The sequence below is a fragment of the Pseudarthrobacter sp. NPDC092202 genome, from assembly GCF_044755505.1.
GTDB lineage: Bacteria > Actinomycetota > Actinomycetes > Actinomycetales > Micrococcaceae > Arthrobacter.
On the sequence record NZ_JBIVRG010000019.1, the window covers coordinates 1 to 22,313 of the forward strand.

21 protein-coding genes and 2 riboswitches are annotated in these 22,313 nt (G+C 64.4%); of the genes, 11 read left to right on the forward strand and 10 right to left on the reverse strand.

Translation table 11 applies throughout. The annotated features are described in order from the left end of the window. Together ACIQF4_RS19435 and ACIQF4_RS19440 are read left to right on the forward strand one after the other, a co-directional pair. A partial coding sequence (locus ACIQF4_RS19435; protein WP_400517464.1) for a hypothetical protein occupies positions 1 to 219 on the forward strand: 219 nt, incomplete at its 5' end. Positions 220 to 285: 66 nt separating this feature from the next. Then, on the forward strand, positions 286 to 960 hold the full coding sequence (locus tag ACIQF4_RS19440; RefSeq protein WP_139027875.1) for a fasciclin domain-containing protein: 675 nt from the start codon (positions 286 to 288) through the stop codon (positions 958 to 960). 401 nt (positions 961 to 1,361) lie between these two features. Here the strand turns inward: ACIQF4_RS19440 and ACIQF4_RS19445 are convergent, their stop codons facing one another. Beyond that, positions 1,362 to 2,348 (reverse strand): arsenic resistance protein, encoded by a 987-nt coding sequence (locus ACIQF4_RS19445; protein WP_191079185.1) that lies wholly within the window; start codon positions 2,346 to 2,348, stop codon positions 1,362 to 1,364. 237 nt (positions 2,349 to 2,585) lie between these two features. On the opposite strand from ACIQF4_RS19445, the gene ACIQF4_RS19450 reads away from it, so the two are divergent. Both ACIQF4_RS19450 and ACIQF4_RS19455 read left to right on the forward strand, forming a co-directional pair. Further along, positions 2,586 to 3,836, forward strand: coding sequence for an Nramp family divalent metal transporter (locus ACIQF4_RS19450; protein ID WP_139027873.1), 1,251 nt, complete (start codon positions 2,586 to 2,588; stop codon positions 3,834 to 3,836). A 626-nt stretch (positions 3,837 to 4,462) separates the two neighbouring features. Further along, positions 4,463 to 5,767 carry an efflux RND transporter permease subunit gene (locus ACIQF4_RS19455; RefSeq protein ID WP_400580032.1) on the forward strand — a complete coding sequence of 435 codons (1,305 nt, stop codon included), beginning with the start codon at positions 4,463 to 4,465 and terminating at the stop codon, positions 5,765 to 5,767. A 175-nt stretch (positions 5,768 to 5,942) separates the two neighbouring features. Here ACIQF4_RS19455 and ACIQF4_RS19460 read toward each other — a convergent pair whose 3' ends face one another. The 7 genes from ACIQF4_RS19460 to ACIQF4_RS19490 all read right to left on the reverse strand — a co-directional run bounded on the left by ACIQF4_RS19460 (position 5,943) and on the right by ACIQF4_RS19490 (position 11,679). Beyond that, entirely contained in the window at positions 5,943 to 6,647 is a 705-nt protein-coding gene (locus ACIQF4_RS19460) for a metal-dependent transcriptional regulator (RefSeq protein WP_191079183.1), read from the reverse strand. Between the two features lie 203 nt (positions 6,648 to 6,850). Further along, entirely contained in the window at positions 6,851 to 7,723 is an 873-nt protein-coding gene (locus ACIQF4_RS19465) for an SURF1 family protein (protein WP_223883696.1), read from the reverse strand. 2 nt (positions 7,724 to 7,725) lie between these two features. Next, positions 7,726 to 8,361 (reverse strand): DUF3105 domain-containing protein, encoded by a 636-nt coding sequence (locus ACIQF4_RS19470; protein WP_191079182.1) that lies wholly within the window; start codon positions 8,359 to 8,361, stop codon positions 7,726 to 7,728. 27 nt (positions 8,362 to 8,388) lie between these two features. After that, positions 8,389 to 9,063, reverse strand: coding sequence for a DUF305 domain-containing protein (locus ACIQF4_RS19475; RefSeq protein WP_139027867.1), 675 nt, complete (start codon positions 9,061 to 9,063; stop codon positions 8,389 to 8,391). A gap of 2 nt (positions 9,064 to 9,065) precedes the next feature. After that, on the reverse strand, positions 9,066 to 9,461 hold the full coding sequence (locus ACIQF4_RS19480) for a M23 family metallopeptidase (protein ID WP_400517462.1): 396 nt from the start codon (positions 9,459 to 9,461) through the stop codon (positions 9,066 to 9,068). Between the two features lie 419 nt (positions 9,462 to 9,880). Further along, a riboswitch (cyclic di-AMP (ydaO/yuaA leader) is annotated at positions 9,881 to 10,060 on the reverse strand. 188 nt (positions 10,061 to 10,248) lie between these two features. Then, positions 10,249 to 11,217, reverse strand: a complete 969-nt coding sequence (locus ACIQF4_RS19485; protein WP_191079181.1) for a cytochrome c oxidase assembly protein — start codon at positions 11,215 to 11,217, stop codon at positions 10,249 to 10,251. Positions 11,218 to 11,259: 42 nt separating this feature from the next. Then, positions 11,260 to 11,679, reverse strand: a complete 420-nt coding sequence (locus ACIQF4_RS19490; RefSeq protein WP_191079180.1) for a helix-turn-helix transcriptional regulator — start codon at positions 11,677 to 11,679, stop codon at positions 11,260 to 11,262. Positions 11,680 to 11,889: 210 nt separating this feature from the next. Between ACIQF4_RS19490 and ACIQF4_RS19495 the strand changes: the two genes are divergently transcribed. From ACIQF4_RS19495 to ACIQF4_RS19520, 6 genes are all read left to right on the forward strand, one after another. Continuing rightward, complete coding sequence (locus ACIQF4_RS19495; protein ID WP_363956572.1) at positions 11,890 to 13,980, forward strand: cytochrome c oxidase assembly protein; 2,091 nt, start codon at positions 11,890 to 11,892, stop codon at positions 13,978 to 13,980. 53 nt (positions 13,981 to 14,033) lie between these two features. Then, positions 14,034 to 14,411, forward strand: a complete 378-nt coding sequence (locus ACIQF4_RS19500) for a helix-turn-helix transcriptional regulator (RefSeq protein ID WP_191079178.1) — start codon at positions 14,034 to 14,036, stop codon at positions 14,409 to 14,411. Beyond that, complete coding sequence (locus ACIQF4_RS19505) at positions 14,408 to 15,328, forward strand: cation diffusion facilitator family transporter (protein ID WP_191079177.1); 921 nt, start codon at positions 14,408 to 14,410, stop codon at positions 15,326 to 15,328. Before ACIQF4_RS19500 ends, ACIQF4_RS19505 begins: the two co-directional genes overlap by 4 nt. Further along, entirely contained in the window at positions 15,328 to 16,020 is a 693-nt protein-coding gene (locus ACIQF4_RS19510) for a thioredoxin domain-containing protein (RefSeq protein ID WP_191079176.1), read from the forward strand. The genes ACIQF4_RS19505 and ACIQF4_RS19510 overlap by 1 nt, the downstream gene beginning before the upstream one ends. A 77-nt stretch (positions 16,021 to 16,097) precedes the next feature. Beyond that, positions 16,098 to 16,703 carry a hypothetical protein gene (locus ACIQF4_RS19515; RefSeq protein WP_191079175.1) on the forward strand — a complete coding sequence of 202 codons (606 nt, stop codon included), beginning with the start codon at positions 16,098 to 16,100 and terminating at the stop codon, positions 16,701 to 16,703. A 79-nt stretch (positions 16,704 to 16,782) separates the two neighbouring features. Continuing rightward, positions 16,783 to 17,397: a copper resistance protein CopC gene (locus ACIQF4_RS19520; RefSeq protein ID WP_400517459.1), complete on the forward strand. Its 615-nt coding sequence runs from the start codon at positions 16,783 to 16,785 to the stop codon at positions 17,395 to 17,397. Between the two features lie 72 nt (positions 17,398 to 17,469). On the opposite strand, the gene ACIQF4_RS19525 is transcribed toward ACIQF4_RS19520, so the two are convergent. Continuing rightward, positions 17,470 to 17,949 carry a hypothetical protein gene (locus ACIQF4_RS19525; RefSeq protein WP_191079173.1) on the reverse strand — a complete coding sequence of 160 codons (480 nt, stop codon included), beginning with the start codon at positions 17,947 to 17,949 and terminating at the stop codon, positions 17,470 to 17,472. A gap of 374 nt (positions 17,950 to 18,323) precedes the next feature. On the opposite strand from ACIQF4_RS19525, the gene ACIQF4_RS19530 reads away from it, so the two are divergent. Beyond that, entirely contained in the window at positions 18,324 to 20,675 is a 2,352-nt protein-coding gene (locus tag ACIQF4_RS19530; protein WP_400517458.1) for a transglutaminaseTgpA domain-containing protein, read from the forward strand. 200 nt (positions 20,676 to 20,875) lie between these two features. Here ACIQF4_RS19530 and ACIQF4_RS19535 read toward each other — a convergent pair whose 3' ends face one another. Beyond that, positions 20,876 to 21,676, reverse strand: coding sequence for an NlpC/P60 family protein (locus tag ACIQF4_RS19535; RefSeq protein WP_191079171.1), 801 nt, complete (start codon positions 21,674 to 21,676; stop codon positions 20,876 to 20,878). A 5-nt stretch (positions 21,677 to 21,681) separates the two neighbouring features. After that, positions 21,682 to 21,880, reverse strand: a riboswitch (cyclic di-AMP (ydaO/yuaA leader). Positions 21,881 to 22,313: the final 433 nt, after the last annotated feature.

The following is a 22,313-nucleotide window of genomic DNA, read 5'->3' on the forward strand; positions in this document are numbered from 1 at the left end:
GCGACGCCCGGAACACACCCCTGCCCGCGGCGCATCATCTCGCACCGGTCACGCCAGGACGGCCAGCCGAAGGCTCATCGGTGGATCGAGGCTAAAGCGGCGGCGGAGCACCTCACTTTGACGGTCCGCGATGGCGCGTTTCTCAGAAGCGAAGGATCTCAGGAAAAACTTCTTGATATTGACCCATCCATGTTTCTGCGTCGGCCGAATAGTCATTGAGACACCGGCCAGGGGCAGGTGAACATCGGTCCGGGCCATGCCCGTCACAATTCAAGGAGTACTGGAATGCAGACAATTAAGCGCAGCACGTTCACGGTCGCAGGCGTTGCAGCGGCGGCTTTGCTAAGCCTGACCGCCTGCGGGGGATCGGCTGCCACTTCAGGCTCATCTGCTCCCGCCGCCGCGCCTTCTGCTTCCAGTGCGGCGCCGGCACCGTCCGCCAGCTCTTCGGCCGACGCTATGGACCCGGCCGTCAACCTGGTCGGCCCGGGTTGCGCTGGTTACGCCGAGCAGGTCCCCACCGGCGCAGGCTCGGTGGAAGGCATGGCCTTGGATCCAGTCGCTGTCGCAGCATCGAACAACCCGATCCTTACCACTCTGACCGCCGCAGTGTCCGGCAAGCTGAACCCCAAGGTTGACCTGGTGGACACCCTTAACGGCGGCGAATTCACTGTCTTCGCACCGGTGGATGAGGCCTTCGCCAAAATTGACCCCGCAACCATCGAAACCCTTAAGACCGACGATGCTCTGCTGAGCAAGATCCTGACCTACCACGTGGTCCCGGGTCAGATCACTCCCGACAAGATCGCTGGCACCCACGCCACGGTCCAGGGCGGATCCGTCACGGTCACCGGCAGCGGTGAAACCCTCAAGGTCGATGACGCCAGCGTCATCTGCGGCGGCGTGCAGACCAAGAACGCAACCGTCTACCTCATCGACTCGGTGCTGATGCCCAAGTGAATCGGCTGCTGGCCTAGGGCCAAATAGGACTGCTCCCTGGAAGTTGGAACTGAATTTATTAGTCCAAACTTCCAAGGAGCAGTTTCTTGTGTAGCCACACCCTCTTTGGCCGCGGTAAGAATTACCGAGAACTCACATTGGACGCCTAAGTCCATGGGGCAGGAATGCCATGGTGGGCCGCTGGTCTTGAGAGTGAACCTGCTCTTTCCGTCATCTCCGCTGGCTGCCGTGCAGAGCCAGCAATCTCCCGCAGCTGCTGGGACCAAGACTGACCGCGGCCCAGCCATATCCGTTCTCTATGACTGCTGGGCAAACTGAAACGGGTAAGGCTTCATTTACTCATCTGTGTGAGGGGTGTTTCATGGGCCGGCGGCGCTGGGGGAGTGGGCGGAGGGGCCGCGTTAGCTGGACTTGAGGGTCCGGTCCGTCCTGATGATCCGGGGGACGATCTTGACGTAGGCCACCATCCCGATGAGCTCCACTAATGTCTGGGTAACGACGACGAGGGATACCAGGGCGAGCGGCTCGGGCAGGGCCAGGGCCAGGGGGAGTACGACCAATGAGTTGCGTGTTGCGCCGCTGAAGATCACGGCCTTGGTACTGGCGGCGTCCAGTCCGCCTGCCCGCGCCGCTGCCATGCCCAGCGGGACCATCACCACCAGGAATGCCGCGTAGACCGGGATGACCGACAGCAGGGATCCGATCTGGCTGCCCACGCCGGTGATCTGTGACCCAATGACGACAGCGAGGGTCAGCATCATCAAGGGAACCATCAGCCCTTCCATCAGCGTCATCACGGCACGGCCTCCGGCTGCCCGTCTGGCCCATTCCTGGGTGAGCGCCGCCAGAACAAGCGGGATGATGATCAGGAAGACGAGAGCCTCAATGAAGGGCCCTGGCTCTATCTCGGAGACCAGGTCGGGGCCTACAAAGAACAGCAGATACAGGGGCAACAGCAGCATCTGCGTGAGCATGAGCAGCGGCGCGGCCGCAAGAAGCCGGTCGCTTGATCCGCCGGCCAGTCCGGAGAAGACGATTACGTAATCGATACAGGGGGTCAACAGCACCATCATCACCCCGATCAAAAGGGCCTGATCATGTGCGATGAACCGGGACAGGGTAAAGACAACGCCCGGGACGATAAGGAAGTTCAGGACCAGAACGGTCGCCATGAACCGGACATCGCGTATCGCCTTACCGATCAAGGCAAACGGAATGCCGAGGAACGTCGCAAACAGCAGCAGCACCAGAACAGGGTTGATGGCCTGTTCCAGGGGCACAGACACGGCAGGAACCAGCCAGCCGAGCACTCCTCCAGCGACAACGGCCAGCAGGTAGAGGCCGATCTGCCGGCGCTCCAGGACACTGACCAAACGGGCTACTCGCATTCATCAAGCGTAGGCGGGTGAATAAAGGGCGTCGGAAGATGACGAAGCAGGCCAACCGGCCCGGGAACAAGCACCGGCGTCCTCAGCTGAGAAACCACCGCCGCCGTACGGAACCTTGATGAGTAGGTGCAGTGATGTCCAACGTGAAAGAAGGTAAGCCGAAGCTTTACTTTTCGGTGCGCCTAATTTTGCGTTATTCTCAGTGGTATCACCACGCCCACGATGACGAGGACCATGATGGCTATTCCGATACTTCAGGCACGCCCGGCCGCGGGCCGGCGGTGGTCCCGCTTGCTGCTGATGGGCCCGGCTTTTGTGGCCGCCATCGCTTACGTCGATCCTGGCAATGTGGCCGCTAACCTCACTGCGGGTGCGAGCTACGGGTATTTGCTGGTCTGGGTTTTGGTGGCAGCGAACGCCATGGCCGTGCTGGTGCAGTATCAGTCGGCCAAACTCGGGCTGGCCACGGGCCTGAGCCTTCCCGAGATTCTGGGCAAGCGTCTTGGCAACGGCCGACGGCGGATGTACTGGCTCCAAGCTGAGGTGGTCGCCGGCGCAACCGACATGGCCGAAGTCATCGGCGGTGCCGTGGCGCTGAACCTGTTGTTCGGCCTTCCGCTGCTGGCCGGCGGCCTCATCATTGGTGTGGCATCAATGCTGCTTCTGGCGTTGCAGAGCGCACGGGGCCAGAAGTCCTTCGAGTACGCGATCCTGATCCTGCTTGGCGTCATCGCGGTCGGTTTCGTCTCCGGGCTCTTCGTGAACCCGCCCGATGCCGGGAGCGCCTTGGGCGGCCTGGTGCCCAGGTTCGAGGGCACGGACACCGTCCTGCTTGCGGCCAGCATGCTGGGAGCCACGGTCATGCCGCACGCGATTTATCTGCATTCGGCGCTGGCCCGGGACAGGCACGGCTTCTCCAAGGATCCCGCCGTCCGGACACGACTCATTAAGGCCACCCGCTTCGACGTGGCGGGCGCCCTGATGCTCGCCGGGGTAGTTAACATTGCCATGCTCCTGCTGGCCGCCTCCAGCCTGCGTGGCATCGAAGGAACGGACACGATCGCCGGTGCCCACGCCGCCGTCACGTCGGCTCTTGGTCCCGTCATCGGCGTCGTGTTCGCCATCGGGCTGCTGGCCTCGGGACTGGCCTCGACATCGGTCGGCTGCTATGCGGGCGCCACGATCATGGGTGGGCTGCTGAAGCTCCGCGTACCGCTGCTGACCCGTCGCGTCATCACCTTGATCCCTGCCCTGCTGATCCTCGGCGCCGGGATCGAGCCGACCCTGGCCCTGGTTCTGAGCCAGGTCCTGCTCAGCTTCGGTATTCCTTTTGCTTTGATCCCGCTGATCCGGCTGACCGGGAAACGTGATGTGATGGGCATCCACACGGACTCGATGCCGCTGAAGATCGCCGGCTGGACCAGCGCGACGCTGATTGTGGGACTGAACTGTGTCCTCATCGTCCTCACCGTTACCGGTCAAGCCTGATCCTTCCGGAGTTTGACGCGGAGTCGCCGCTGCTGGACGGGACCACTCGCTCGGCGTTCGTCGCTTTGGGGAGGGCTGTTCCTCCAGTGGAGGGCGAACTCGTCCAAGGTTTTGCCATCGACAAGCCATGGTGTCGGGGGCACGAGCCGGAGACCGCGGAGCTCCCCATTTTCCAGCATTTTCACAACTTCGGCTTCACTGATGCCCAGTACGCCGGCGGTCATTGTGACTGTGTAAAAGTGCACCATTCCCCGTGCCGGTGTGCGGGCGTGACGTGGGGACATGCCAAAGCTCCTTTTTGGATCGGATAAGTGTTGGCCAGCTGATGGCCAGTGCCGTCATCTTCATGGCCGTGCATTCTGGTCCGGTACCGCAATATAAGTGCTCCAATTCCTTTTTGTCGACCACCAAAATTTGGGGGACGGTGCTGCCCCACCCCGTGTGGTTGGGGGGGGCAGGTGCCCCTGTTTTGGGGGTTCCGGCGCATCAAGTTGGGGCTGTCTGGTGGCCGTGATCGGGGGGAAGCTTGGGTAACTGTCCCTTGGAAGGTTTTCGGCGCTTTGCCGGCCCAAATTTCCCACATGCACTTTGGAAGAGCTATGACGGGTTTATTTGCTCGATGGAGCATGCAATTTCGGTTGTTGGTCCTGGCTTTGGCGGCCGGCATTGTAGGCATGGGTCTTTGGTATCTTCCCCATGTTTCTGTGGATGCCCTTCCTGAATTCGAGCCAGCGCAGGTGGAAATTCAGACGGAAGCCCTGGGCTTGTCCGCTGTTGAGGTAGAGCAGCTCATTACCTCGCCGATGGAAGTCGACTTGCTCAACGGCGTCGCCTATCTGGACGAGATCAGATCCCAGTCCATTCCTGGCCTGTCCTCAATCCAGCTGCTGTTCGAGCCGGGGACGGATTTGCCCCGGGCACGCCAGCTCGTGGCGGAGCGGCTGGTCATGGCGCACTCTTTGCCGCGTGTCTCCACGCCGCCGGTACTGATGCAGCCCAAGTCTTCCACCGGCCGGGTGATGATGGTGCGGCTCTCTTCTTCGGAGATGCCGCTCATGGACATGTCCGTGTTGGCCCGCTGGAACATCAAACCACGCCTGATGGGCGTTCCCGGCGTCGCGAACGTTTCCATCTGGGGGCAGCGTGAGCAGCAGATGCAGGTCCAAGTGGACCCGGCAGTGCTGCAGGCACGCGGAGTGACGCTGAACCAGGTCATGGAGACCACGGGCAATGCCGTGTGGGTGTCTCCCCTGACCTTCCTTAAGGCCTCCACGCCAGGTACCGGCGGCTTCCTGGAGACGGAGAACCAGCGCATCGGTATCCAGCACGTGCTGCCGATCACCACTTCGAGCGATCTTGCCAAGGTCAGCGTGGAGAAAGTGACGGGTGCCCCATTGACGCTGGGGGATGTTGCTTCAGTGCGCGAAAATCATCAGCCGCTCATAGGTGATGCAGTGCTGGACGAGGATCCAGGCCTGATGCTGGTCGTCGAGAAGTTCCCCGAGGCGAACACCATGGAGATTACCGCCGCCCTGGAGTCGGCGCTGGAGGACCTGAAACCGGGCCTTTCGGGCATTGACGTGGACAGCAGTGTCTACCGTCCGGCGTCCTTCATCCAGTCCGCGGTGGAGAGCCTGGGAATTGCGCTCTTCGTCAGCCTGGCGCTGGCGGCTCTCCTGCTCGGGATGTTCTTCAGGTCCTGGCGAGTCGCTTTGGTGGGACTGCTGGTCCTGACGGTATCCACAGTGGCCGCCCTGCTGGTGCTGTTCGCGCTGGGGGTCGGATTGAACGTCATGGTGTTCTCCGGCCTGGTGCTTGCCCTGGTGGTGGTGGTGGGAGACCTCGTGACCGACCTGAACGGGCTGCAGCTCTACCGCAGCCAGGAGGAGATTCCCGGCAACGGCAGCACGCGCGCGGGGAACTGGTCCTAAGACCTCACCGCAACAGCCTGGACCTTACGGCTTTCCGCGCCCGGCCGCCATCATCTTTGTCCGCCGCCCACGAGCGGGAGAGCACCGGTGGTCAGAGGTCGAAGGCGGCGGCAGCCAGCGCCGTGACCCTTAGGCAGTGACGAAAGTACTGACGGCGGCTATGGCCCACATAAGCTCATGAGCGCTCAATCCCCGCTGCTGCAGGAACCACCCAGACCGCGTCCGCCGCTTCAGTTCCAAGCGTGATGTCCTGCCCGCTGCCGGTCATTCGGACGGTTGTCCCTGCCGTGAAGGGCTTCCGTTGGCCGGTGGTGAGCTTGGTCCCGGGAGTGAGGCCAAGGCGGGAAAAATAACGCAGCAACTTCGGGTCAGTGTCCGATACCCGGCAAATGACCACGTTTTGTCCTGGCTGTGCGGCAGTGAGCTGGCTGGCTTCGGGGCGGTTTACCTGCCCGTCGGCTGTGGGGATGGGATCACCGTGGGGGTCCGTGGACGGGTGTCCCAGCAGTTCATCCATTCTGGCGATCAGGTCTTCGGAGGCCGCGTGTTCGAGCTTTTCGGCCTCGTCGTGGACTTCATCCCAGGTGTATCCGAGTGTCTGCACCAGAAAGGTTTCCAGGACTCTGTGCCGGCGGACCATGACCAGGGCGTACCGCCTCCCGTCGGGAGTGAGACTGACACTGCTGTACTTGGCGTGTGAGACCAGGCCCTGGAGCGCGAGCTTTGCGATACCCTCGGAGACCGTGGACATGCTCAGGCCCAGCCGGTCCGCCAGCAGCCCAACGGTGACCGGCGCATCCGACCATTCATTGGCGGTGTAGAGGAGCTTCAAATAGTCCTGAGCGGCAACGGTCAGGTCAGAACCGTCGGCCTTAGCCATTGCCGCGCCGCCCGCCCTGCAGAGAGCCAGTGAGCCGTCCCTTTGGGGGAAGGATGGTCAGGGCCAGGGGCTCAGTCCTTGAGGGCAATCGACGCCGTGCGCAGCAAACGGCCGCCCAGGGTCCGGTCGTCGCCTCTGCAGCGGATCCGCCGGCCCGGCTGCGGCTGGCCGTCAGGTACTCCACGGCTGGCTGGCCTCCGCTCTTAGAGGCCCATGGCATCCAGAAGAGCATCTTCCTCGTCATCAGAGCGTGGGCGGCGTGCTTTGCCCTGGGCACGGTGTTGTCCGGGTTCGGACGGTTCCTCAAGTTCACGTTCCTCCCGACCGATGCGGGCCTGTTGCCGGGCCATGTAACCGAACCCGACAAAGGCCAGCACGCCGAAGGTAATCCACTGCATCGCGTAGGACAGGTTTGACCCTTCCTGCACCTTGGGTGGGGCGAGTTGCTGAGGCGCAGTTTCCGGCGGGGGCGTTTCGGAAGCCATGAGGCCATAGCTGCCTGTCTTCACAGGGTACTGCAGCTGGCGGGCATAGGAGGTCAGGTCGATGCTGGCCAGTTGCCCTTCCGGAGCAGCGCGGTCCACGTCGGCTTCTGAGGGTTTGATCCGCACCACCGCAGTGACGGTTCCAGTCGGCGGTGCAGGAACCATATCAGGGTAGCCGGGCCGGTTGTTTCCGATGGGAACCCAGCCGCGGTTGATGATGATCGTTTCGCCGGTTAGCAGACGGAACGGCACCACAATCTCGTACCCTGCGGCAGAGTAGTTGGGCCGATTCCGCACGATCCGCTGGTCTTCGGCGAGGTACTGGCCTCTAACGGATACGGTCGTCCATTTCGCGTCCGGCTCGGCGTGATCAAAATAGCGGCTGGCTTCTTCGTAGGGCACAGGCGGCTTGTCGTAGTTCTGCTGGACACGGCGGATTTCGGTGACTGCCTGGTTTCGCCGGTCCATCTGCCAGTTACCCAGCCCTATGCAGGCCGCAGCGAACAGAACGGCCAGACCCAGGATGCCCACCCACCGCCAGGACAGCAGGAATCCGTAGGCCCTGGGCTCCCGGTCCTTATTTGGCAGCAATGTCAGCCCTGCACGCCGCCGGAACAAACAGCCCCGGGCTCGGGTGCCTGCGCGCCTTGCCGGTATTTTTTAATGAACGGTGCCAGGCGTTCGTCGCTGCCGCTGTCCACGGCGAGCTGCTTGCCCCACGCTGTTGCGACCACCGGGGAGACCTGCCCCGGAACGGGGCTGGCCAAGAGGTAATCCTGTCCGACGGCCAGCGAGGTTAGGCTGGCGATCTGGTCCGTGGGCAGGTCGGGGCGGTAGGTGAGCCAGACGGCCCCGTGTTCGAGGGAATGCACTGCCCGGGTCTGTTCAACGGGGGCGGTGTAGATCCCGCAGTTCGTCCAGACCGGTGCATGGTCTCCGCCGGTGGCCGGAGTCTGCGGATAATTGACGGCCCCGCTGGTGTGGTTTCTGGACTGGTCCGGATAGTCCTGCTCACCCTCGATCGGGCGGGCCGCAGCGGCATTGAGCTGCTCGCGCTGCTGCACCTCTGCCACAAGGACAAAGGTCACTGCGGCAATGATTGCGAGCACGACCGCCGCGCCGGTGCCGTAGATCAGCCAGGCCCGCCGCCTGTCGGCGGCCCGATGCCTGGCCTGCACTGCAGCTAGGAGCGCTTTGCGGTCCTCACCGGCTTTCGGTTTTCCGGACATCGGCGGTCTCACTCTCTTTTGGGGCGGTCAAAGTCGGCCACGGAGCTCTTCAAGGGCCCTGATTTCAGCTGTCTGTGCTTCGAGGATACGGGCAGCGAAGTCCCGTACCTTTGAGGTTTCCGCCAGACGGGTACCGGCGGTGGCCATTGCAACGCCACCTTGATGATGGCGGATCATCAAATCAACGAATAAACGCTCCGCCTCCGCACCTGAGGATTCGCGCAAGGCCTGCATCTGTTCCTGGGTGGCCATGCCTTCCATGGTATTTCCGCCACCGGCAGCTGGGGCACCGTGCGAGGCACCGGCCCCGTCATGAGTACCATCTGCCTTCATCCAGGCCATCGGCGGCGCTGTCCCGGTCTGGGAGAGCCCCCAGTCCTGCAGCCAGGCAAACATCTGCCCATTTTGATGCTGCTGTGCAGTGGCAATGTCATAGGCAATCGCCCGGACCTCGGGGTTCTCGGACTTGTCCCGGATCAGCAGGGCCATCTCCACCGCCTGGGCATGATGGGTCTGCATATCCCGGGCAAACCCGGCGTCCGGGCCGGCGTCCGGGACTACAGTGGGCGCGGCGGAAAGCCGCCCCAAGGCAAAGAAGCCCAGCGCGGTGAGGGCCACAACCGTGACAAAAACTGCCCACAGCCGTTTCCTGGGCAGCACCGACGTTGCCTTGGGCTGTTCGCGCGCCTCCATGTCGGTCATGCTCAAAGCCAGCCCTGGGGATCCACGGTCACGCCGTTGCGGACGATTTCGAAGTGCAGGTGGCATCCGGTGGAGTTTCCGGTCGTGCCGGCACCGCCGAGCCGCTGGCCCTTGCCCACCACGGCTCCGACCGGAACCTCTATCGACGAAAGATGGTTATACGTGCTCTTCATCCCATTGCCATGATCCACCACGATGCGGTTCCCTCCGCCGTTCTGGGACCACCCGGCCTCCACCACGGTGCCGGAGCCGGCGCTGAACACTGCGGTCTGGCAGGAGGCCACCAAGTCCAGTCCGGTATGCAGTTCGCCGGACCCGCCGGTGATCGGGCTGGTCCGGAAACCGAACGGAGACGAAATGGACATGCTGGCCAGCGGGGCGGCCAAGGTGGCATCCACGGGTACAGCCCCTGGCGGTGCCGCCGCTGCATCGGGAGGAACTGCGGCCGGCGTTCCGGCAGTGGATCCTGTTCCGGCAGGCGCCGGTGCCGCAGGCCGTTCGGCCGGACTGGTTCCGACGTCAGTGCGTGGATAGGTGATGACCGCCTGCGCCTGCGCCGCAATGGCCGGTGCAGCCTCAACGGCCGCCGGCGGGGCGGCTGGGACGGGTCCGGCAGCAACTAGGCCGGCATGCGCGGCGGGTATACCGGACGCGAGCATAGCGACGGCAGCAAAAGCGGAGGCCCCGGGAAGCCAGGCAGGGCGCCGGGACGGGGCGTGGGGACCGGACCGTCCCCGCGGCCCTGCAGCACCTGCGCGGGCTCGGGAGCGGTCTCGGGGCAGGGCACGGCGGCGGCCGTGGCGGGAGGGGAGCACAGCTATCCTTTCAGGTCGCCTGCGAAGTTAGCTGTCGGGTTCGGGCCAAGGAAAAAAGCCCGGACGCAGCCCCGTCACCGGCCCGCAGGGCCGCTGCCGAGTGTGCGTCTTCACCCCAAGGCAGCAAGCTGCCGTGAGTGGGTCCTCCGCCCCCGCCGTAAAGGGTTCGTCGTCTGGCACCGCCGGCGGGGCTGAGCATGCGGAGCCGAGGCTTAATACAGAAAAGCCTGAATCAATGCTACCTAACCGAACGAGAATGTCACAATCCGATAACAGCAGGAAAAGAAAGCTACTTCTACGCTTTGTAAAACTCGTCTGCAGATATCTTCATACGACCAGACCCGGGGGTCAAGTCGGACGGCGCTGCTGATCAGCGGTGACGCTCAGGTCTGTCTGCCAGGTGCTGCAGGTAGCTGTTGTAGGCGTCCAGCTCGGGGGTTCCTCCGGTCAGCTCGGCCCGCTCGATGCTGGCGTTGGATCTTGCCTCCTCGCGCTGCCACCGGACCAGGATGAACATCAGCAGGAGCACCCCGGGCAGCTCCCCGTAGGACCAGGCCAGTCCGCCGGCCACGCCTTGGTCCGTCATCGGGTCGACATTCCATCCTGGAGGGGGTGCGGCGAAGAACTTCACCATGGGCGTGGTCGCCATCATGACGACCACCCCGAAGAAGGCATGGAGCGGCATCTCCGCGAAAATGTCGACCATCCGCCCGAAGTGTGTCTGGCGGCTCGGCAGGGGATCGGCGGAGATTAACGGGACAGTGAAGAGGATCCCGGAGATCAAAAACAGCAGTTCCAGGCCGACGTGGCCGTACCAGCTAGGCAGCAGCAGGTCCGCCAGGCCCGAGAAGTACACGCCGTAGAAGCTGAGCAGGAACAGCGGGACCATGAAGGCCGGGTGAATCGCAATGCGCCCCCAGCCCGAACGCAGACCCCACAGCGCTGCCTGAAGGACGCGGCGGCCGAGCCTGCCGTGTGGTGTGGCACGCAGCAGCAGTGTTCCTGGTGATCCAATTACCAGCAGCGGTGGAACGGCCATCATGAGAGTCAGTTGCTGGAACATGAAGATGGAGAACATCCGCAGCCCGTACCCTTCGATACCGGCTCCCATGACCACGAGGATGGCCAGACAGCCCACCAGGAAGGAACAGGTCCGCACCACGGACCAGCGCCGGCCCTGCCGCCACAGCCGGATCGCCCCTGCAAGGTAAAACACCGCGGCCAGGAGCGTCAGGGCAGGGATCAGCGGTACCGGCTGCAGGTTGGGCGCCAGGTATTCAGTAAGCGACGGGGGCAGCGAAGGAAGCCAGACCGGACCGGTGATCTCCGGCTCAGACATGGCAGCACCGGCGGCCGCACCGCGCAGACACAGCGGCCCCTATCAGCCTGGCTGGGCGGTTTCGACCGCGCGCAACCGGTCCTTCCCTGTATGGCCCACGTGGGTCAGGCCAAGATCGAGCAGCATCCGGACGTGGGAGTCTGCCAGTGAGTAGTAGGCCATTCTGCCCGAGCGGCGCACCTGAACAACCCTGGGCCCGCGCAGCAGGCGCAGGGCGTGGGAGACGCCGGATTCGCTCAGCCCGGTGGTTGCTGCCAGGTCGCAGACGCACATTTCCCCTTCGAGGAGGGCGATCAGGATCCTGACCCGGCCAGGGTCCGAGAGCAGCCCGAAGATCACCGCCAAATCGGCCACGTCCGAATCTCCAGGCATCCGGGACCGGACCGCCTCGACTTTGTCTGCATCGACGAGCCGGAGGGAACACTCCGGCCCGGAAGGGGCCAGGGGTGGGATCTGCGTCATCCATCTAGGCTACCTTTATGTGCTGAATCTGTGATCTGCCCCGGATACGTGCGGAAGCGCACGAGGCCCGCGGCCCGGGGGAACGCACGCCGACACGCGCGTTTAACGTGTGAACAACTCTACAGATAATCTGGTGTCGCGCGCGGTGTTTCGTTTCGCGCTCCGTCCCCGCCCTTCCGGGACGCGGCCAGGACCAGGTTAGGACGTATCGTGGCGCTCAAAGCCTCCACTTCACAGGAGAGGACAACTGTTTCACCCGGGCCGGTCTGGCTGGCGGCCGCCTGCGCAGTTGCCTTGGTGGTCGTCCTTGCTGCGACCGCCTACGGCAGGGGAACTCTTCCGGCCGAGACCCGGGACCCGGGGGCGCTGGTTCAGTGGGGCTACGGCCTGGCGCAGACAATACACAACCTGGCGGCGGCGGCAACGATCGGCGGGCTTGTCTTTGCCGCTTTCATTCTCCCGCCCCTCAAAAGCGCCGGCCGGGCCTCCCGAACCGGTGTTCGCCGGCAGGCCCCGGCAACAGGGGCTGAGCACCCCGCCTTTACCCGGATCATGGTCCTGGTTGCGACCACCAGCATCATCTGGACCTTCTCGGCGCTGGCGGTCCTGGTCCTGGGCTTCGCGGACATCGCCGGCGTCCCGGTCTCCGGCAGCCCCGAATTTTCTGCCGGCCTTGTCGCCTATATGACAGAACTGCCCAGCGGAAACGCGTGGCTGTCGGTCGTGATCATCGCAGCAGTGGTAGCAACAGTGGTGTTCGGTGCCCGCTCGCCGGGGCCCCTGGCGGCCGCGGCGCTGCTGGCCATCGCAGGACTGGTTCCCGTCATCCTCATTGGCCATGCCTCCAGCGGTACCGACCACGAACAGGCCACCAATTCCCTGGGCCTTCACCTGGTCGGGGTGTGCCTCTGGTTCGGCGGACTGATCGCCCTCACCGTGGCCGGAACAGCCCTGGGCAAAGACACAGCAGCGGTCCTTCGCCGGTTCTCGTCCCTGGCCTTGTTCGCCTTCATCCTGGTCTCCGCTTCCGGCATCATTAACGCCTCAATCCGGATGGCGCTGCCGGAAGGACTGGCCTCCCCGTACGGCGTCCTGGTCATGGCCAAAACCGCCGCCGTCATCATCCTGGGCATCATCGGATATCTGCACCGTACCCGCCTCATCCCCGCCCTGAGCCGGAAGGATGCGCCGGGAGCGGGCACGGTGCTGTGGCGGTTCATCGTCGCGGAACTGCTGATCATGGGCGCCGTCAGCGGCCTCGCAGCAGCCCTGAGCCGGACGCCTCCGCCCGGCGGCGAAGAAATCCGCGCGGCCCTCACCCCGGCCGAAGTGCTCACCGGATACCTTCTGCCGCCGGAACTGACCCCGGAGCGCTGGTTTACCGTGTGGCGGCCGGACTGGCTGTGGATCACCCTGGCCGCTACCGCTGCTGTCCTGTATCTTTTGGGCGCGCATCGCCTGCGCCGGCGCGGGGACAACTGGCCCTGGATCCGGACGGCGCTCTGGCTCACCGGGCTTGCGGCGCTGGTCTTTTTCACGTCCGGCGGCCCTTCCGTATATGGCAGGGTACTTTTCAGCGCCCACATGGTCGATCACATGGCCCTGACCATGGTCGTCCCCGTCTTCCTGGTCCTCGGCTCCCCGGTCACCCTGGCCCTGCGCACCCTGGCCCCGCGGCGGGACGGCTCCCGCGGCCCCAGGGAATGGATCATGATTCTGGTTCATTCCCGGGTGGCGGCGGTCCTGACCCACCCGCTGTTTGTCGCGGCCAACTTCGCCGGTTCCATCGTGCTGTTCTACTACTCAGACGCCTTCGGGTTCGCTCTGCGCGAACATGCCGGACATGAGCTGATGACCGCCCACTTCCTGATCACCGGTTACCTGTTCATCCTCTCGATGATCGGAACCGACCCGCTGCCGCGCCGCGCCCCCTACCCGCTGCGGCTCCTGCTGCTGCTGGCAACCATGGCCTTCCATGCCTTCTTCGGGGTAACGCTCATGGGCTCACCAACTCTCCTGCAGCCGGACTGGTTCACCGGCCTGGGCCGGGACTGGGGACCGTCGGCCCTGGCCGACCAGCAGATGGGCGGAGCCATCACCTGGGGCATCGGGGAAGTCCCCACTTTACTCATTGCCATCGGCGTCGCGGTGATGTGGTCCCGCTCTGATGCCAGGGAAATGCGCCGCACCGACCGCGCCGCCGTACGGAACAACGATGCGGATCTGGACGCATACAACGACATGCTTGCCCAGCTGCAGGAGCGCGACAGCAGGATCGACCGGCGGCGGGATGGCCGGTGAACCGCGTCGATCCAGGCTTTCCTGAATCCAGAAACAGCTGTAATATTGCCGGTATGCGCATTCTCTCGAGCACTGAGGTCCTGGCCCGGTTCGGCAAAGCCCTCGCAGACCCGACCAGGGCAGCGGTCCTGCTCACGCTGCGGAACGGTCCGGCGTTTCCCTCTGATCTGGCCGAAAGGATCGGTGTGAGCCGCCAGATTCTTTCCAATCACCTTGCCTGCCTGCGCGACTGCGGGCTGGTCCTGGCCGAGCCCGTGGGACGGCGCGTCAGGTACGAACTTTCTGATCCCCGCCTTGCCCACGCCCTGGATGACCTGCTCGGTACCATCCTCACGGTCGGCCCCATCTGCCAGTGCGCTGACCCTGACTGCGCCCAGGAGACAACCGCATTCTCCCGGACCGGGGCGGTAAACCAGGAGATCCATTCGTGAGCGGCCACGATCACGCCCACGGCGCCGGTGACGGGGCGGCTCAGCGCGGAAAACTGATCATCGTCTTCACCATCACCTTCGCCGTGATGGTCGCCGAAATCATCGGTTCCTTCCTGACCGGCAGCCTTGCCCTGCTGGCCGACGCCGGACACATGTTCACCGATTCCACTGGCCTGCTGATCGCCCTTATTGCCGCGTCGCTGGCGCTCAAACCCGCCACCATGAAGCGGACCTGGGGTTACAAACGGGCAGAGATCGTCGCCGCCGCCGGGCAGGCGGCCCTGCTCCTGGGCGTGGGCGGTTTCGTCATCATCGAAGGCATCCGCCGGCTGTTCGAACCTCCGGATGTCGGTGGGTCCACGATGCTCTGGTTCGGCATCATCGGCCTGGCCGGCAACGTCATCGGCCTGATCGTGCTGGCCTCGGGCCGGAAGCATAACTTCAATATGCGTGCCGCGTTCCTCGAGGTCCTCAATGACGCCCTGGGATCCGTCGCCGTTATCGTCGCCGCCATCATCATCGCCGTCACCGGCTGGGTGCAGGCCGACGCCGTCGTATCCCTGCTGATCGGGGCGCTGATCATCCCCCGGACCCTGAAGCTGCTCAGCGAGACCCTGAACGTGCTGATGGAGAACGCGCCGGCAGGCCTTGACCTGGCAGAGGTCCGTAAACACATCCTTGCCCTGCCGCACGTCATCGACGTCCATGACCTGCATGCCTCCCTGGTCGCCTCGGGCACCCCAGTCCTCTCCGCGCACGTCACAGTCGAAGACGGCTGCATGCTGGACGGCCACGCCGCCGAGATCCTGGCGGACCTGCAGCGCTGCGTCGCGGAACATTTCGAAGTCAGCGTCGAGCACTCAACTTTTCAGATCGAACCAGTAGCCCACCGCAACCAGGAAAGCATTCCCCACTAATGACACAGGCAACAAAATCCACCGCCAAGCCCACCGACCCGGCGCGGAAGGTCCGGATCGTCCTCTGGATCCTCCTCGCCGCCGCCGTCGGCGCCGGCCTGATCTGGTACGCGGTGTTCACCGCCGCCAAACCCGAACCGGCCGCAGTGCAGCCGGTAGCGGACGCCCAGGTGGTCAGGGACGACAGCCACCGCCTCACCGCCCCCGCCACCGAGAAGGCCCAGCTCGTAGAGTTCCTGGACTTTGAATGCGAGGCCTGCGGGGCCGCCGCGCCGCTGGTGGAGGAACTGAAGAAGGAATACGGGGACCGGATCACCTTCGTCAACCGCTACTTCCCGCTGCCCTCTCACAAGAACTCAGGCCAGGCCGCCCTGGCGGTGGAAGCCGCAGCCCAGCAGGGCAAGTACGAACAGATGGCCGCCAAGATGTTCGAAACCCAGCCGCAGTGGGGCGAGAAGCAGGACTTCCAGAACGCCCTGTTCAGGACCTTCGCCGAAGAACTGGGCCTGGACATGGCGAAGTACGACGCTGCCGTGGCTGCCGAAGAGACCAAGGAACGGATCCGCAAAGACATCGCTGACGGAAAAGCCCTCGGCGTCTCCGGCACGCCGACCTTTTTCCTCAACGGTGAAAAGCTGACCCTCAACACCGAAGCGGAATTCCGGCAGAAACTCGAGGACGCCGTCAAATAGCCGGCACGCAGCGGGGCCTGCAGAAACGCTATCGTTCTACATGACGTAGCAGAACAACGCCCGGAAGGAGCTGGCACGTGGTCCTTCGGCACGCGCCGCTGCGCCTGCCCCGCGCAGGGGTGCTGGCCCTGACCGTGCTCACACTCGCCGCCGCGGCACACGTGGGAGCCGGGGGTCAGCTTCCAGCGCCGGCAATCATGATGGCGCTTGCCGCGGTCGTGGGACTCTCCGCAGTCCTGCTCGCGGGGCTGAAAATGACAGCCCCGCTCCTGGCCGCCTACCTCGGCGGGGCCCAGCTGAGCCTGCACCTGGCCTTCTCAACCCTGTCCGCCGGCGCCGTGCCCGGTTCAGAGCCTTCACATCACGGGCCCGGGCTGGCGGCCGGGCCATTGATGCTGGAAAGCGCAGCGACCCATCAGCATCTGATGGCCGACGCCGGTTCGCCAATGACGTTCGCGCACGTCATTGCAACGCTGGCTACAGCACTCCTCCTTGCCCGCGGCGAGGCCGCCCTCTGGGCGCTTGCGGCGTGGCTGCGTCCCCTCAACGGACCCATCGATCCTGTCATTATTCCGCCGGGCTTCCGCCAGCCGCTCCGTACCCGGCGGCCTCTTCCTCCTGGCGTCACAGTCCCCGTTCAAACCGTTGTCCGTGGGCCGCCGCCACGCTTGGGCTGCTCATAAGACCCTCGCCGGTGACGGCAGGGCAACCCGCCTGCGCTCTGCAGTGCGGGGACCGGATACGAACAGAAGTGAAGAACCCATGACAGCACGGAAAAAGAACGCACGCTCCCGGGCCGGCCTGGCTCTCGCCGGAGCGCTGCTGCTCGCAGCAATCGGCGCCGGACCAGCGCGGGCCCATGACGCTCTCCAGTCCACATCCCCGGACCGGGACGCTACGGTGACAGCCGCCCCCGACACCGTGACCCTCACCTTGTCGGAACCGCCCACGGATTCGAAGAGCCTGAACCTGAGCGTGATCACCGTGACCGACTCGACCGGAAAAACGCTCAGCGACGGACAGGTCACGGTGACCGGCCCGACGATCTCAACCAAAGTCGCCCCGGGAAGCAACGGACCCTACACCGTGTTGTGGCGGACGGTCTCCTCCGACGGCCACCCCATCGAGGGAAACTACTCCTTCACCGTCCAGGACCCCGCGGCGGTGCCAACGGCCTCACCGGCAGCGCCAGTATCGGAGTCCGTGACAGCATCGCCAACCCCAAGCGCCGCGGCAAACGCGATGCCCCAGGCTCCCCGCCCGGATGACAGCAACGGTCCACTCGTGACAGGGATCGGCGCTGCCATCATCGCCGTCCTGGGAGGCATCCTTTACCTCGCCCGCCGCCGCCGGGAGCGGCCCGGCAACCAGGGCTGACGCTACGGGGGACGTTCCCATTCGCAGCCGCCGTGACAGGGCACCGGAAAGGTGCCCTGTCACGGCGGCTTTTTATGGCGCGGTCTCGGGGTTTTGCGCGTGAAGCCGGGCCTTCGCCGACCGCCTGCGGCCCGTGTACCTGGCCACGGCGGCAACCAGAACAGCCCCGGCCATCAGGACGAATGCGGCAACGCCCACATAGAACAGTACGGAGGACACCGGCGGCGCAGGGGCGGACGCATCCGCAGCGGCAATGATGGTCAGCCAGTACGCGACGGTGGCCCCTGTCCATATGAGGCCCGCGCACGCTGTCAGCCACGACCACCGGGAAAACCACGCCGTGCCATCCCGGTAGGACAAGGCGATGGCTATCGCCACTACCCCGGTCACTGCCAGGAGCTGCATGCCGAGCACATACGGCCCGGCAACCAGACCGACGGGAACGCCTAAACCGCCCAGGAGTACCAGCCGCTTGGCACCGAGGGGCATCCCGGCCGCCACTCCCTGGTCCCCGTCAGTTCGCGCCCCCTGGCTTGTCGTCTTGTCTGGCACGGTCGAATCCATGAACTTCCTCTTAAATATTAGGCCCGGACCGAAGTTCCGGGCTGGTGCCGGACCAATGGTGCGGCGGATGATTGCCTTCCCCGACGTTACAGCATCAGCTGGATCGAACACGGTGGTGGTGACCTCAACAGGTTCAAGCACCTATCCGTTAGCGGAACCTTCCACTCGATCAACACGTTGGAATGTCAATCCAGTGATTTCTCCCGGCGCAGCTCCCAGGGATTCTTCCTTGGCCTGCATAAGGAAGGTTTCCATGACCACAATCGATCAGCGCTCCGCGGGCAGGAAACCTTCCACCGTTCCGCCGACCGTCCTGTTCCATCGGCCTCCCCTTTTTCCATAGCGGAAAGAACATCGTCTCCATGGAAACCGCCACTGCGACGGACCGCCAGACGCTTCCGGAGCCCGACCCGCAACAGCGGCGCTCCCTGAGGCAAAGCAACCACGCCGCGGAGAGTCAGCGGCACTTGATGGTATCGCTGGCCGCCCTGGTGGCAATGGTCCTGGTATCGCTGAGCATCCATGGAGTCCTTGACGGCTGGGGCTGGCTTCCGAACGTAATGTTTACTGCCGCTGCCGTATTGACGGCGACAGCAGGGACACGGAGCCTCCGTTGGCCCCCGGTCCTGAGCCTGGGGGCGGGCCTTTTGACCCTTGCCGGGGTGCTCGTCTGGCAGTTTTTCCGTGACCAAAGTTTCCTGGGCATTATCCCGGGCTCTCAGGCCACGGAACGTCTTGCGTCTTTGCTCGAAAACGCCGAAACCACCGTCGCCTCAGAGCTGGCACCGGTGGCGCCCGGCGAGGGCGTCCTCTTGATCACCTGTGCCGCAACCGGCCTGGCCGCACTGCTCATCGATACCCTGGCCATCACCTGCAGGATGCCCGCGACCAGCGGAATACCCCTGCTGGCCGTCCTTTCCATCCCCGCAATCATCCTTCCTGACAGCGTCGGTGTTCCCGCATTCACTGCAGCCGCCGCAGGCTACATCTTCCTCCTGGCTACCGGGCAATGGCGGGAAAGCTCTGAAGCTCAAGGCCGGGCAGCGCACCGGACCGCCGGCTACCTCACGCAGGCCGCAACCATCGGGGCGGCCGCGCTCAGCCTGGCCCTCGTTCTGCCTGCCATGGTCCCGGGATTCACCACAGGAACGTTTCCGCAGGGATCCCGCCTGCAATGGTGGACGGCAGCATCCGGGCTCGACCCGAGCGTAACCCTGGGAAACTCCCTGCGGGAGCCCGACGGTTCTGGCCGGATCACCTATGCCACCACCGCCAATGAGCCACTGTATCTGCGGCTGACAACGCTGGAGGACTTCTCGGGAAGGCGATGGCAACCGGACCAGCGCATGGATTCCCGCCGCACCGGGATCAGGCAGATGGGCATCAGTGCCGGCCTTCCGGTCGGCAGCGGGAACCTGACCACCACCCGGATCGATACCCGAAGCTTTACGAGTCCATGGTTGCTCGCCCCCTATGCCCCACTGAGCATCACGGGAGTCGACGGCCGGTGGACATGGGATCCGCGAACACTGACGGTATTGTCGGCTACAGGGGAAACTTCGGCCGGGCAAAGCTACCAGGTGACCAGTTCAGTACCGGAATTGACGCGTGAAGTCCTTGCCGGCAGCGCACCTGTGGGGAATGACGAAGTTGACGCCCGGTTTAGTTACCTGTCCGAGGATCTTCCGACAGTCGTCAGGGAAACGGCGTCGAACCTCACCTCGGACTTGATCAACCCCTATAACAAAGCAATGGCCATCCAGAATTACCTCCGCGGCGGTGACTTCACCTACTCCCTCCAGGCCCCTGTTGAAGGAAACTACGATGGCACCGGCCTTGAAGTCATTGGACGGTTCCTTGAGGTAAAAGCCGGCTACTGCGTCCACTTCGCCGGTGCCATGGCTGTCATGGCAAGGCTGGCCGGGATCCCGAGCCGCGTCGCAGTCGGTTATGCACCAGGGGAACCAACCGGAAACACCGTTATGGTTGGCGGTGAACAGCTGCCCGAATTCGCCGTTGATTCCAAGGATGCCCATGCCTGGCCTGAGCTGTACTTCCGCGGTGCCGGCTGGGTGAGGTTCGAACCGACACCCTCCCGCGGCGTGGTCCCGGACTACGCGCAGCAACCGGCAACTCCTCCAAACCTCCCGGTAGAAGACGACCTCAGACCCGACGGCTTATCCATGCCGGACACCGGGACATCCCCGACTCCTGCCCCGGGACTTTCGGGCAGCGGCACGCCGGGCACGCCCATCCCTTCCGGCGTGGAGCCCGGCATGACGGTGGTGGCCTTGGTCCTGCTGTTTCTGGCCGCCGCGCCCTTCCTGATCCGCGCCGCCAGATCCGGTGGACGGAAGCGCCGCTTTCTCAGGTCGAATCCGCAACAAGCAGCCAGCATCGCCTGGGCCGAGACGACGGAAAGCGCCGTTGACCATGGCTACACTCCGGGCGCGGCAGAAACACCGCGGGCTTTTACCAGCCGACTGATGCAGCAGGCGCGGTTCAACAGCCAGGCCGTCGACTCACTGACCAGGCTCCGCCACGCCTTTGAGATGCAAATGTACGCTGCTGCGAAGGTACAACCCGTACCCGGGACGGTGTCTCCAACCTGGGCCGATGTCCAGGAAGTCAGGCGGGCTTTGTGGGGTTCGAAGACCCTGCCGGCGCGCCTGAGAGCCAGGCTCCTGCCGCGATCGCTACGACGCCGATACTGACCTCGTGCACAAGGCAAGGGCTGGACGCTGAGGAGAAGAAGCCGTGCAGGCCGTGTCCAAATCGTTACTAAGCGGTCGGCTGGTCAGTGCGGACAGGCCGTAGTTCCAGGAACAGCATTCGCGGCGGGTGCTGCTCAAGCGATACTGAAGGCCGGTGATTCGCCGCCCCCAAGGCACCGAATGACCGGCCTTCAGTGGATTTATTTGCCTGCGCGGACGAAGGTGACGGCGCCCTTGGACGTCATCCAGGTCAGCGGGTGGACCGCGGTTTCGTTCTTGCCGTTCAGCCCGGAGCTGAGGACCTGGCCGTTGCCGACGTAGATGCCGACGTGGCCGGGCTGCATGACCATGTCCCCGGGCTGGGGATCGGAGACCACGGTGCCGTAGTTCATGAACTGCATGGGACCGAGGTCACCGACGGGGATCCCTGCAGCGTTCAGGGCGTTTTCCACCAGCCGGGTGCAGTCCTGGATCATGCCGATCTGCGCGTAGGCCGAGGAGACCATGGTGGCGTTGACTCCACCTGCTGCCGGAGCGGCCGCCGGGGCGGCTGCCGGCGCGGCAGCAGGGGCGGGGGTGACAGTGACCTGGGCTTTGGCCTTGGCCGGCGCAGCAGCCTTCACGGCGGCGGGCGCGGCCGGAGCGGCTGCCTTGGGGGCCTGGACGGCGACCGGTTTCGGCGCTTCCACGACAGGGGCCGGCGTGGTCTTCACGGCGGGACGTTCGAAGGAGATCTGGACGGTGGCGTCTGCGCTGAGCGGGGCCTGGACCTGGCTGGCGAGCTCCAGGGTCGAGGTCGGCTCCGTGTCCCGCTGGGCCGGCGCGTCCGCTGCCTGCGCTGCAAGGCCGCTGGTCAGGACGAGCCCGGAAGCTGCCGCGATGACGGCGGCCTGACGGCCCACACCGCCGGCGTTTTCAGCGACGGATTTGGACAGGACCGCAAGGGCACTGGTCTGAACGGGGACCGCGCGGTGGCGGCCGTGAGCACGGCGAATAGACACGAAAAAGGGCCTCTCCCACTGCCTGCGAGGTTAGCTGTCGGATTCGGATGGGAGACACCCGGCCGCATCTCCAGCGCAAGGCAGGAGGCGCGGCTTCACCCCAAGGCCCGCCCGAAGCAGGCCGTCATGTGGTTTCCCCGTCTCTGCCGGACGAATGTTGCGAAGGGATCCCGGGGCAGCGGCAGAGTTAGGCAAATCTGCTCAGGAGTGCCGCATTCTGAGACCGGCACGCGTCCGACCCTACTGCAAAAACCACGGCGTTGTCACATTTGCATAACGCAAAGCAGCGATCCCCCGTCCGAATACCTGAAGGACGGCGCTAAGGACGGGGGCTGAACAATCGCGCCGCCGCCCGCCGGGAGTCGAAAAAGAACGGCCCGTCTTCCTGCCCGGTCGGCCACATAATCATTTGTGAAGTCTGAAACATGCTTTGGAAGAAGACGAAGGCGAAGCCGGAAGTGCATTCCGTCTTCGCCGCCGCTAAAAGGCTTCTGTTCAGCGGCTGCCTTTGGAACAGGCCCCACTGATGGGCGCACCGGTTGGTAGGACCGGGCGGGCCAGCCGGATGAAGGCCGGGTTGTCCTTAACTGATTCAATGCCCCGGAACATGCGTATCCTTTCTGAACGGATCTATTTC